Below are 12091 nucleotides of genomic sequence, written 5' to 3' on the forward strand. Positions count from 1 at the left end.
AACGTTTAGGACGCAAGTGATTTACTTTTATTTACTTCTCTTTATATGGATTCTCCGCTGCAACGATCAATGACTCTGCGGTTAGTAAAAAGATGTTTTTTTTCAGAAGGGATTCCATAGTAAAGCCTACATCAACAAGAACTGGTACCATAGCATCGTATATTGCTTTTGTTTCCATCACTTTACGTTCAACAGCTTTAATTTTATCTGGCGATTGAAAATATAAAGGCATTAAATTGCTTATCAGCTCTTCTTCTTTGGAAAAACCTGTATCATACCATTCATCGATGGCTTCCTCAAGTACCGAATGCCACAAACATATTTTATTGAACTTTTGGTTTTCAACATAATCTCCATCATCTGTCAGTTGCTCAATCTCAACCATAAGCAATAGGGAAAGGTCATTTCGTTGATAGGCATGATCAAGAATTCGAATAAGATCGCTCTTTTGGAAGTCGCCTGTATCGGTTATGGTAAGCTCATCTGCCATCCGCTGCATTAGCATGTGGTAAAGTTCAACGACTTTCGGAGGTTTATCCATTTCTCCTTTTTCTGTTATATGCGATAGCGGTGTAAAGCTGCAACTATCTTGTATATATTGATCCAAAATAGCTCTGGATTCCCTGCTTCCATCCAATTTATCCGTTGGGAGATTCATATTCGGGATAAACATATTTAATATTTCCCCAAACTCTTGCATACCCACATCGCCGACATATGTTTGCCCAGTATAATTCGTGTAAAATTGCAGCTGATCGGCACGAGGTGTTTTCAGTTCAAAAGACTGGTCACAGACAGTAATGATCGCTTCTACCAACGTACCTTTCTCTTTCTCTGTTAAATTGAACCTTTTCATCTGTTCCTCCATCTTTACAGCTACCCAGAAATAGCTCTCCGCCAAAAGATCGGCAGAATCTCCCATAGCACAATGATAACAGTCCTTAACCTCTTTCATAATGGCGTTACTCTTGGCGCGTTCCTCTTTCAGCGCTAGATATTCTTGCTTGATCGTATAAAAATTCGCTATCAACGCATCTCTAGAATAATAACGGAAAATAGATTCAAACCTTAACTTCTGCTCGTCCGTAAATGTATCGTCATCCAAATCTGAGAAAGCACTATTCGAAGTGCGTTTTAAGGCATCTATTGGAAAAGGCTGTACCTCTACTGGCAACTCCATGGACTTGAGTAATACGCATTCACATAAATGAGTAAAGCGCTGGTCGCTTATATGATAGTGCCTAACTTCAAGTAATATAGCGTCAATAAAAGCTAGCAGGCTCTCGTCAGCCTTGCCGACATAGAAATCGAGCGCACTGTGTGAAGATCTAGTGACCTCCATTGCCAATTCTGTTAAAAGAGGGGTGCGGTGTGACATCTCTAAAAAGTGGCTAGGTCGGAAATGTAAACTACAATAATCTGCCTCATATAGCGATAGTTCATAAGACAGGATTCGATCATTCTGCCATAATAAACAATATTGCAGTTCATTAATCAGTCTCCCGTCTTGCCCATTGACAAATTTCATCTTATTGTTTCCAGACACCTGTATATGAAATGTAACAACGGGCTGTGCCGGAACAGCATATATTGCTTGCTCATGTTCCATAAAGCAGGATGACTTTTGCAGCGTGGCATTTTTTCCGAAAACGTAATGGCTTTTAATCGTAGAGTTGCCAACAATATATTCCTTGAAATTCAAGTCGGGATCTTGGTTTCGGAAACTAGAATCTTTCCCAGACTTTGGAACCTCTGGCTTATCGTTGAAAAAAACTTGTAAGATTGAATCTTGGCTATATGTCTGTTGGTTCATAATGTTATTTTAAATAAAATAATATTTATTAGCTGGTATAAAAGCTTTAAGATAACAAAATTAATTCACTACAAAGAAATAAAAATACGATAAATTTTACGTTTAGTAATTTCAATTTTAATTCTTATAGTAGCTTACCAGAGAAAAAGTAGAAAACAAGGCAATGTATGTTATTTTGAAGGAAGTGGATTGAGCAAATAATCGGAAAAACTGTGTAAGATCATCCTGCATGTATTAATGGAGCAGGTAGAAAATAAGATTTCTTCTGTATTCTATTTCTACGGAGGTGGAGCATACACTTCACAGAAAACGGAGGACATTCAAAAGTTTTCTTTCAAAACAGAGAATCAGTAAAAGATAAGTACTTGTTAAACAGGAAAAAAAATGTACTTTTAGATTCTAATAAAGGAAAAATCCTCCTAAACAAGTTTTATTGATACAAGCAATTGTGCTTCATTATACCAATAATTATAGTCCGAGTAAAGGTTTGCAGAAAGAGAGTTTCCAAGCACATTAATATAATATTAATTATAAACGAAATGACAATAAAAAACTATTCCATGATTTTATTACTGCTGAGTGCTTTTTCTTATGCACAAGCACAGGATACAAATAATAATTCGCTGGTTTGGGAAATATCAAAAGATGGTGTTGAAAATAGTTCTTACATAGTATTAACAACTTCTGGCATTTGTGATATTCCTGCTAAAGTTCTTAATAAGGCTTCTGGGCTATCTCGGGAAATCAAAGTATATTATACTGAAAATGCTCTGGGTAATAAAAAATATGACAATTTGAGCGAGGGGTTTCTTATGTTAAAAAAAGGTGAACCATCTATACAGAAATTACTTTCTGCTGATGACTACCTAAAATTGAAAAATAGGATGTCAGAGCAGCATATGGATGAAAAAGTTTTAAATAGATTAAAGCCATTATTAATCTACAATCTTTTAATGAAAAAAGTCTCTCCTGAATGTAATACTCCAAGTGTTGTGCAACAGATTTTTAGAACATATGCAGACGAACATGGAATTCCAACAAAAGAATTACTTGACATCAACGAGACTTTTGGTTATTTAAATTCCTTTGGTACAGATTTTTATATCGCTGAAATAATAGAGTTATTAAATAATCAGCCTAAAATCTCAGAAGAAATAAAAGAAAAAGCAGATCTTTATGAAATTGAAAATCTAGAATCCCTTAAGCAACTGTTTGCTAAAAGTAGTTTTTTAAGCTCAAAAAATAACAATGAAACAATTGCACAAAATCACATTAAAAAAATATCGAAATTAATTTCAGAAATAAAAGATGGTGGAGCATTGTTTTCCTTAGAATTGACAAATGCGATGGACAATAAAAATAATATATTTGATGAATTGAAGAGTAAAGGATTTACGATTACAATTGTAAATTAGGAAAACTTTTCATGAATTGAATCTAATTATAATAAGGGAGTGTACCACCAACTGTACGATTGGTTTCTCTTTAAAGGTTTGTATCTAGCTTGAGCCTATCTCCAAATTTAATATAAAGTTGAGATATCGTCAAGCCCCAGTGTGCATCGGCATTGTCCACTTTTTAGAGATATCCTTTATTATCAGGTACATCAACTTCATAAGGGCCTGCTCAGAACTGAATGTGCCTTAGCGTTTGTAATTTCACGCGCTTGAGGTTCATTCCTTCGATCGGATTACATAATAAACTAATCCTCATGAGTTAAAATCTCTTCGTTTAATTCTGTTAACATTCGTCCAACTAAATAATCTAATAGATGATCTATCGATATATCTAAAGAATTACGTGTTTCTGAAAACAAAAGAGCACTATCATCTCGCACAAAAGCTCTTCTAGTTATTTCATCAACAGATTTGAAAAAATGAAGTCGCATTATATCATGATCAATCGTTCGTTTTATCTTACTCAAGCTACCATTAATAGTATTTAACTGTTTGATTACGTAACGCGTATTAGCGTGATCAAATAATTGATCTATAGACATGAAAACAATTACAGATATTGCAATGAAAAACAAAAATCACAGTCTTTCTTTAAATGTGAATAGAGATAATTCTGCTATCGATTTTTATAGGGGTATAGGTTTTAAGAAAGTCGGCGAAGAGAACATTGATATTGGTGATGGTTTTATAATGGAGGATTCTATTATGGAAAAAAAATTAGTATTTAAATACTCGATCCTCCACTCTTTCATTCATTGCTTTGAATAGCAAGGGTACAAATTCGGTCAATCGGGATGTGGCTATAAACTCGGCTGTCGCATTGTCCATGGTAAAGATACCGGTAGGGCGCTCTATCATCAAGCTTAATAACAGATCCATCGATATCTCCACCTACTGATTCTACTTGTATATGTTTAATCTGATTGAGCAATACTGGTGTATCGATAGCGGTGATCATAAACTATCGGTTTTCCTTTGCCTGAGAGCTCATCAATATTGGCGCTGAAGCCTATAACGGCATCTTTCCGGTAGTTACGGGTATTTTGTTTTAAAGACGCTACTACGCTCTTATAAAGCTCCTGAAGTTTGTTTTTATAATTGCGGGAGAGCGCAACGAAAAATCCCAAAGGAATCTGCTAAGTAAACTACAAAGCTGGCTCCTGATTGCACTCAAAGCATTGGCTCCACTAACAGCTGTTGCTGAAATGGGATTTTGTGGTGATCGGTTTGATTAAAAAATACGGGAAGCCGTAAGGATGGTATTAAACGTATAAAGCATTCTTAACAGAATGGCTGTATACGTTTTTTATATGATCTGAGTTTTATTTCAGTTTTTCGATCTCTTCAATGGTAAGACCTGTACCTTTTGCAATATCTGCAATAGGCAAGCCCATTTTCTTGAATTCTAAAGCTGTCTCAAGGGCTTTTTTACGTTCGCCTTCGGCAAAACCTTTAGCTTTACCAGTCTGGATTCCCTTTTCTCTTTCTTGTCGTTTGATTGTTTCTATTACACCCATTTGAATTGTGCCTCCTGTCACTTGATAAATGTATTGATCAAAGTTACTATTTATTTCTTTATCTCGTATAAAAAGAAAACTCTTTAAAAAAACTAAAAAGCTCATTATACGATCTTTACTATACTTATTGGTCTCGATAAGCCTTCGTGCGATTGTACTACGCTGCTCGGCGAGCTCCTGCTCTGGAATCTTATCTTCATCTAAAGCTTTCTGGCATACCAAGACAATATAAGCAAATATATTGTCCATACCGAGTAGCTCTGATTCGTCATGATCAAAAATTTGATAGCTCAAATACTGAAAGCGTAACGACGTACGGAAAACTGCAAAATGGTATTCATCAGTACATGGCTGCGAACGTCCTCCAGTAAAAACAGCAATGGTCTCCATAGGGACACGGTAACGATCTAATAGCCTGTAAAAATATTGAAAGATACGATGTGAGAAATCCGAATCATGTCCGCCTTCGATTTCGGTATTCACCAAAATCCACTTCTCGCTTCCGTCTTTTAAATAAACCTTGACCAGAAGATCTGCCACACGCTTCCCTTTTTTACGCTCACGATAGGGAACGATCCCCAACAATTCTTTGTCCATAAAAGTCAATCCACGTCCGAGATCAAACGTAGCATCGGCATCTGGATACATTTCTTGAAAAGGATCGGTACGGATATGAGCGCTACAAAAATCTATTTTGCTTCAAATCACCGGATTAAGACTTAAGCCAGAGAATAACAATGTCATCTTCAACTTCTTACAATTCAAAATTTTATCAAAGATATTATTCGTATATTACCTAAACCGATATAAAACTAAGAAATCTGTTAATATATATAAACGACCAGCTTATGAGACCGTCCAAAAGCCGAGCTTACTGTAAAGATGCGCAACGATTTAAAATATTCTTTAAAACGGAAAATAAAGCCCAGAACTTTATTAAGTTTAATCATGCTGAGATGATTGAAGAATCGGGATTTGCACCAACTAGATGCTACTATTGTATCGCATGCGATGGCTGGCACGTAAGTAGTAGCAGAAGATTTGAGAATGCAGCAAATAAAACTGAACTTGTCATCCAAGCATTTACTGCAGAAACCCTACCTGTAAACCATATACCCGGTGCATCGACAGAAGATGCTTTCCAAAAAAAAGTTACAACGAAAAAAATTGAAAAAAATAATACGCTTACACAGCAAGACAAGGCTGAGCGCTTACTACAAAAAATCAGTCAGCGCATCCAGACCATTTCGTTATTATTAGATAAGAAGAGCGATAAAATACTGATCTATAATTTAATCCATGAATCCCAGCGCTTACTAACCAAGAATCGCGCTCCTGGATTCGACACACAGATAGATGAATTTAAAAACTTACTTCATACACAAAAGGCCAAAGCTAATCACATATTTAAAGATCCTTAAATAAACATAAGCTCTGAATGGCATATTTATATATAAAGGAGAGGCTCCTACAGCAAGGTAGTTAATAGAAATAAATGAAACTTCAGTCGTCTAAGCAATAAGCCCGCTGTTCACGGCGTATTTAATCAGAGAGGCGGTATTTTTAAGAGCGGTCTTTTCAAGTAAACGTTGTCTATGTCCCTCTACGGTACGTTTGCTCAGAAAAAGTTTATCTGCAATTTCGATATTGCTATATCCTTCTCCGATGAGATGTAATATTTCAATTTCTCTTTCTGTCAGTCCACTTTCTGTTATAATTTGCTTTGACTCTTGATATGTAGCTGGATATTTCTGAAGATTAGAAAGGATTGATAATGTCATTTCAGCACATACATATTGTAAACCTTTCATGATTTGCCTAATGCAAAAAAACAATTCGTCAAAATCTACATTTTTCGTTAAATACCCATTCGCTCCTAAATTGAAAGCTTTCATAATATTTGAAATATCATCTTCCATACTAAGAATAATGATTTTTAGACTTGGATACAAATCCTTTACCCGAGCGACCAGTTCCAAGCCGTCCATACCTGGCATCTTCAAATCTGTAATAAGTAGATCTGGTAAATTTTTGTTTCCAAAATCTCTAATACAGCATGACCATCCTTCCCTTCTCCTACAACTGTCATATCCTGTTGAGATTCTATTAATAATTTCATACCGGTCAGTACAACATCGTGATCATCAGCTAAAATAATGTTAATCATCTTAATCTTCTTTAGTAAAAAAATATAAGATTGCCACACTGAAGTGTTAAATCATCACCGAATAACAGCGTACAGCACTCTTATTTGTAATGATAATATTACAAATGAAAGACCGTAATGTTTGTTGTTTGCTGATAATTGGTAGAGCTGTATAAAAAGCAACATTCTCAAGATAGTTAATGGCGTCCCTTTAAAATTAAGTTAAAAGAGGCGCCTACGGAGATAGCTTCTTTCCTTGGATGAGGTAGATGACTGTGCCTCTTAAAGGATGTTGAACCAAAATGGGTGGAAAATGTACGGTCTTACCAAAAGAAACCATGTCCAGCTTTAATATATGGTTCCTTATTTACCTGTTTCCAGATACCCGGCATCCACGGGCTTGGATTCAGGAGAACCTTTTTGACGGAGAAAAATAGTTAAAATTACAATTGATGCCACAGATAGAAATTCACTTTGCCAGTTTTGAAATGTTTCAAACCAAAAAAGAGGTTCTTTCAAAAAATCGCTTAAAGTTTTCTCGGGTTCATTTTTAAGGATTTGCTCTTGATTATAATCCATAAAACTGCCGTATAGATGTCCTGCCCAACTGAGAAGAAATAGCAAGACAAAAGCAATAGACAGGGAATTTTGGTAAATCGACAATCTCCAGCCGCCGCGTTTTACAGCATAGGGAGCATCCGGCTTTGAGGGGTCCGGGTCTCGGTCTACTTCTTCGGGTTTTTCGATATCTTTTGACTCGGCGGAACCAATCTACCTGAGCGAAATGGTAAGTATAACATATAAGGCCATCTGTAGAAATTCGCTTTGGAAATTTTCAAAAGTTGCCGAAAAAAATGCCCACTAGTTAGATAGGTGGTCAACGCTATGGATGGTGCTCCCAGCTCAACTAATTCCTGATTATGTTCCTGCCAACCAAAATAAACTTGTGCCCCTATCGCGATAACAAACAGCGCTATAAATACAATAGACAAACTGTTGCGATACATAAAGGTTTTTTTTGATTTTTGTTTTGTAAACTTTCCATCTTACTCTTTTTACTAAATGTGATAGGTATATTGTTTAAATTTCTAACCAAAGAATCCCTTATCTCGTATAAAAGTTCATTAATTATAATTTTAAAGTATTTTTTACATAAGAACCTGTTTTTAAACATGTAAAGTATTAATTTTATGTGTTACACCAACTATGTGTTAAATGCGTATTTAGTAAAAACAAACACCTATTTTCATTTTCTCTTTCAAATGCTTTAAAAAAGATCAACCAATTCAAAAACCACTTTGGAATTGAAATGATACACATTTTTTGACGTAAAACCATCAACCGTATTTTATACACATTGTGCTATTTTTTTCCCCTCACGATTATCGAGCTTAAACCACTATAGCTTATTAGACGTTATTTTAATATCAATTAAGTAATATATTAATAAGGTAAATTATATGGAAAATGTAAATTTAAATGTCTTGTTCCAAGAAAAAAGACAACAGCTGAACCACTTTGCCAGTCAGTTTACATCCGATTATGATGAAAAGGAAGATCTGGTTCAGGAAACCTTTATCCGGGCTTTAAAATCAATTCATAAATTTATCAATGATCCTAAATTAATGACATGGCTCTATGTCATTATGAAAAATATCTACATCAATCAATACCGCCGCGAAAAGCGCAAAAGTGCTATCTACGATGAGTACGTTCATACCGATTATTTCGATAGTATAGCAATCAATCAAACACAAAACAAGACCATACAAGATGATATAAACAGGGCCCTCGAATGTTTATCGCAGGAAAATGCAGACATCTTTCGATTATATCTGGAAGGCTACAAATATCAGGAAATAGCGGAAACTTATGATCTTCCTGAAGGAACGGTTAAATCGCGCATCCATGTCATTAGAAAAACGTTAAAGCAAAAATTGAAAATCTATGAGATCAATTGATACGAGGTTGCTGACAAAGCATCGTTAGGATCAAAATCTTTACAGTAAGTTATAACTCGATAAAATAATTAATAAGGTTTCACTAAACAATTTAATCATGAAAAAATGAAATTTATTTTGGTTGCTCTAATGGGTATAATTTTAGTATCAGCCTGTGGTAATAGTACAAATAATAAAGATCAAAATAATATGGATAGTTTGCCTTCGGATACAGGCTTGCATCCGGATACCAGCATGCAAGATACGAGTAGCACCATTGAGTACCGAGATTCAAATTCGGCGGAATCATCAAATGGTGTCCTCCCAACCACTCGATAAGGAAACATCAATCCTCTGGTAAGAAAACGGCTCTCTTGCTCTACTAAACTTAGCTTATTACGTAGTTTGTATATTTTAATCTCCAAGACAATGTTATCACCATTAGTGCTTGGAGATTTTTTTAAACGTATGTGTAGGTGATAAAGATTTCAATCTTAAGGGAAATTGAACAAATTGTTTAACTTTTGGTGGTTTAAAATAAAAAAAGCTGGCTACATAGAACCAGCATTTTTATTTAAAAATTTTATCCGTCAAACTTTTACTGAGCAGCTTCTACATTGGCTTCGTCCATCGCAATTTCGGTTAGGAGAACATCCGTTTCTTTCTCTTCGGCAAGTGTAGCAACCAAAAGTTCTTCTGCTTCCGAGTGTTCCATCAGTTTGGCATAAGTAACCAAGCAACCGTAACTTGCAATTTCGTAATGCTCAACTTTCTGAGCTGCACAGATCAAGGCCGCGTCCAACACCTCGGGACTGTCCTGGAATTCTTCCATAATTTCCTCAGCCTCGTTTAAGAGACCTTCCATTGCTTTGCATTTTTTACCCCTCGCGGTCAGATTTAAACTGGAAAATACTGATTTTAACCTTTCTATCTGGCCTTCGGTCTGCTTATAGTGTGTTTTAAAAGCTTCCTTCAGCGTATCGCTATGTGCTCCTTCCGATAATTTTTTCAGTCCTTTTAGCAATTGTCTTTCAGCACCTAGGATATCTTTTAATTCATCGACAAATAACTCATGTAAATGTGCATTTGGCATTTCGTTAGATTTGTTTTGTCTAGCCATAATCTTATAGTTTAATTTAATATTTAGATACAGTAAGAACCGCTTGAATCAGGTTATAGTTTAGCCGATGATTAATATTGGGTATAAAATTCAAATGTCAGGTAAAAACTACGGTCCTCGATAAGGACGATCGGAAGATAATTCTACGATCGCTATTCAGCAGATCTGATCCTGGAATGTCAAAAGATGACTCCTCCCAGGCAATGTCGTATATTTCAAACTGGACCAGAAGATCTGCTACATACCTCCCCTTTAGACGCTCATGATAGGGAAAGATCTCCAAGAATAATCTGCTGGCTATTTAATCACTTTTTTGCAAACTCTCTAAATTTACGCTGGTTCCAGCGTCTTATGAAAACCTTATCGTTTTCAAATCTGTAAAAATAGGTATCTCTAAATCTTTCGTATGGCCTAATTAACGTAAAACACTCCCCTTCTGGTAGCGATATAATCTCATGAATCGTCTCTGCTGAAACGAAATGTGAACTTCCTTCTTGCCTATGATGTATTGAAAAAGTATAAGTTCCGTCTTCGTGAATTTCATAAATCTTTTCCACATAACTGCCTTTTAAAATATGCGTGGTAAAACTAAATGGATGGTCGTGTATATGTTCGTTTTCATCTTTTTCACTGAAATGGTGTATGACAGCATCGAATGGCAAACCTTTTAAATGATGTTTCATAAAAACAGCATTCATCTTTTCTCGTTTGATTTTAATATTAATCATGCTAATAAATTTTTCAGTACGGTAATCAGACCTTATTGATAGAATTTTTATTTTCGGTAATCGCACATGTTAAAGTAAAGAGAGTCCGAGAATAAATTTTACATTTTCTTTTACTTTATCATGTATAAAAATAATGAAAAAAGAGGTTAAAACTGTGAGTTTTTGTTTTTATTTTATAACCTAATATCATCTTCAATGACATAATATTTAATAGGTTATATACTTTATTTTCGTGCTACATTATTACAAAATGGCATTAGAATTGTAATAAATTAACATGGAAATATTTGTATCTCCGAGGTTTGAATGATGGTACAAGCAACTTTTAAAGTAACTGTGTAAACCTTTATATTTAAACCATTTGTAAGTTACCACTGCACCTAAATAATAACTATAATATGAACAATTTCTCTCCAAATACAAACGACATTTTATTCTCGCAATTAGAGATTTTGCCGTCCATACAAAGCTCCATAGTAATCCCAGTCAAAAACGAGGAAACGTACATTGTAAAAACACTCAATTCCTTTGCACAACAAGTTGATATTTTAGGGGAACCACTGCCTGTAGATCAATTTGAAATCTTGATCTTGGCCAATAATTGTTCTGATAATTCAGTTGCATATATTAAAGATTTTCAAACCAAACATCCAGATCTGAACATTTATCTAGAAGAGATAACATTACCATCCGCACAAGCTAATATTGGCTATGTACGTAGAAAACTTATGGAATGTGCCTATTTAAGACTAGCTAAAAATGGTGGTGGTATCATCCTGACCACTGATGGCGACACAATAGTAGCTCAAGATTGGATTGCTCAAACCTATTGGGAAATTGAAAATGGAGCAGAGTGTGTGGGTGGGAGAATTTTACTAGCTGATGATGAGCTGGAGGGGCTTGATGAATATACGCGTTTGCACCATTTTAAAGACGAAAAATATCACCTTTTGATTGCGGAACTGGAAGCTAGAATTATCAATTCATCTTTTGACCCTTTACCGAGACATCATCAACATTTCAACGGTAGTTTTGCTATTACCACCGATTGCTATTATAGATCTGGAGGAGTTCCTGTCGTAAACCAACTTGAGGACTGTGCTTTTTTTGAACGTCTAGAAAGTGTTGATGCTAAAATTCGGCATAGTTGGAAAGTGAAAGTTTACACTTCTGCAAGATGCATAGGTCGAACAGAAATAGGCCTTTCCTACCAATTGAATGAATGGAAAAACTTGGGAAAGCAGGTCGACGAATATTTTGTGGAATCTTGTCCGTCTATTATCAATAGGCTCACAATAAAGAAAAAACTCATGATCTTGTGGGAAATAAAAGAACGCCCCGACTTCGATTTCTATCAAGAGGTAGGAAAA

The 12091-nt window shown here is 35.3% G+C and carries 15 protein-coding genes and 1 pseudogene; 7 read left to right on the forward strand and 9 right to left on the reverse strand.

Annotated elements, in window-relative coordinates; all coding sequences use genetic code 11:
- Nucleotides 1–31: 31 nt before the first annotated feature.
- The gene (locus L950_RS21280; RefSeq protein ID WP_021187898.1) at nucleotides 32–1813 is read right to left on the reverse strand and encodes a hypothetical protein; all 1782 of its coding nucleotides are present in this window, start codon (nucleotides 1811–1813) and stop codon (nucleotides 32–34) included.
- A 560-nt stretch (nucleotides 1814–2373) separates the two neighbouring features.
- On the opposite strand from L950_RS21280, the gene L950_RS21285 reads away from it, so the two are divergent.
- The gene (locus L950_RS21285; protein WP_021187900.1) at nucleotides 2374–3228 is read left to right on the forward strand and encodes a TraB/GumN family protein; all 855 of its coding nucleotides are present in this window, start codon (nucleotides 2374–2376) and stop codon (nucleotides 3226–3228) included.
- Between the two features lie 287 nt (nucleotides 3229–3515).
- Here the strand turns inward: L950_RS21285 and L950_RS21290 are convergent, their stop codons facing one another.
- Nucleotides 3516–3812: a hypothetical protein gene (locus L950_RS21290; protein ID WP_021187901.1), complete on the reverse strand. Its 297-nt coding sequence runs from the start codon at nucleotides 3810–3812 to the stop codon at nucleotides 3516–3518.
- On the opposite strand from L950_RS21290, the gene L950_RS21295 reads away from it, so the two are divergent.
- A complete protein-coding gene (locus tag L950_RS21295; protein ID WP_021187902.1) occupies nucleotides 3811–4038 on the forward strand; it encodes a GNAT family N-acetyltransferase in 228 nt (75 codons plus the stop codon). The two genes, L950_RS21290 and L950_RS21295, sit on opposite strands and share 2 nt — an antisense overlap.
- Here L950_RS21295 and L950_RS28920 read toward each other — a convergent pair.
- A complete protein-coding gene (locus tag L950_RS28920) occupies nucleotides 4019–4228 on the reverse strand; it encodes a hypothetical protein (RefSeq protein WP_132767893.1) in 210 nt (69 codons plus the stop codon). The genes L950_RS21295 and L950_RS28920 overlap by 20 nt on opposite strands.
- Before the next feature lie 364 nt (nucleotides 4229–4592).
- Nucleotides 4593–5435 (reverse strand): hypothetical protein, encoded by an 843-nt coding sequence (locus L950_RS21305; protein WP_021187904.1) that lies wholly within the window; start codon nucleotides 5433–5435, stop codon nucleotides 4593–4595.
- 200 nt (nucleotides 5436–5635) lie between these two features.
- Between L950_RS21305 and L950_RS21310 the strand changes: the two genes are divergently transcribed.
- Nucleotides 5636–6208, forward strand: a complete 573-nt coding sequence (locus L950_RS21310; protein WP_021187905.1) for a hypothetical protein — start codon at nucleotides 5636–5638, stop codon at nucleotides 6206–6208.
- Between the two features lie 90 nt (nucleotides 6209–6298).
- On the opposite strand, the gene L950_RS21315 is transcribed toward L950_RS21310, so the two are convergent.
- The 3 genes and pseudogenes from L950_RS21315 to L950_RS37530 form a co-directional block, all read right to left on the reverse strand.
- Nucleotides 6299–6775: a response regulator transcription factor gene (locus L950_RS21315; protein ID WP_156169798.1), complete on the reverse strand. Its 477-nt coding sequence runs from the start codon at nucleotides 6773–6775 to the stop codon at nucleotides 6299–6301.
- An 11-nt stretch (nucleotides 6776–6786) separates the two neighbouring features.
- Nucleotides 6787–6954 carry a response regulator transcription factor gene (locus L950_RS28925; RefSeq protein WP_021187907.1) on the reverse strand — a complete coding sequence of 56 codons (168 nt, stop codon included), beginning with the start codon at nucleotides 6952–6954 and terminating at the stop codon, nucleotides 6787–6789.
- A 342-nt stretch (nucleotides 6955–7296) separates the two neighbouring features.
- Nucleotides 7297–7940: pseudogene (locus L950_RS37530) on the reverse strand (DUF6766 family protein).
- A 453-nt stretch (nucleotides 7941–8393) separates the two neighbouring features.
- Here L950_RS37530 and L950_RS21325 point away from each other — a divergent pair.
- Nucleotides 8394–8894 (forward strand): RNA polymerase sigma factor, encoded by a 501-nt coding sequence (locus L950_RS21325; protein WP_021187908.1) that lies wholly within the window; start codon nucleotides 8394–8396, stop codon nucleotides 8892–8894.
- A gap of 129 nt (nucleotides 8895–9023) precedes the next feature.
- A complete protein-coding gene (locus tag L950_RS21330) occupies nucleotides 9024–9212 on the forward strand; it encodes a hypothetical protein (RefSeq protein WP_156169799.1) in 189 nt (62 codons plus the stop codon).
- 259 nt (nucleotides 9213–9471) lie between these two features.
- On the opposite strand, the gene L950_RS21335 is transcribed toward L950_RS21330, so the two are convergent.
- Nucleotides 9472–9993, reverse strand: coding sequence for a ferritin-like domain-containing protein (locus tag L950_RS21335; protein WP_021187910.1), 522 nt, complete (start codon nucleotides 9991–9993; stop codon nucleotides 9472–9474).
- A gap of 77 nt (nucleotides 9994–10070) precedes the next feature.
- Between L950_RS21335 and L950_RS37535 the strand changes: the two genes are divergently transcribed.
- A complete protein-coding gene (locus L950_RS37535; RefSeq protein WP_410528147.1) occupies nucleotides 10071–10259 on the forward strand; it encodes a DUF6161 domain-containing protein in 189 nt (62 codons plus the stop codon).
- Between the two features lie 39 nt (nucleotides 10260–10298).
- Here the strand turns inward: L950_RS37535 and L950_RS21340 are convergent, their stop codons facing one another.
- Entirely contained in the window at nucleotides 10299–10721 is a 423-nt protein-coding gene (locus L950_RS21340) for a hypothetical protein (RefSeq protein WP_021187911.1), read from the reverse strand.
- A gap of 398 nt (nucleotides 10722–11119) precedes the next feature.
- Between L950_RS21340 and L950_RS21345 the strand changes: the two genes are divergently transcribed.
- Nucleotides 11120–12091 (forward strand): glycosyltransferase (locus tag L950_RS21345; protein WP_021187912.1); only part of this gene is annotated, 972 nt, incomplete at its 3' end.

This window comes from Sphingobacterium sp. IITKGP-BTPF85, assembly GCF_001006065.1.
Taxonomy (GTDB): Bacteria; Bacteroidota; Bacteroidia; order Sphingobacteriales; family Sphingobacteriaceae; genus Sphingobacterium; species Sphingobacterium anhuiense.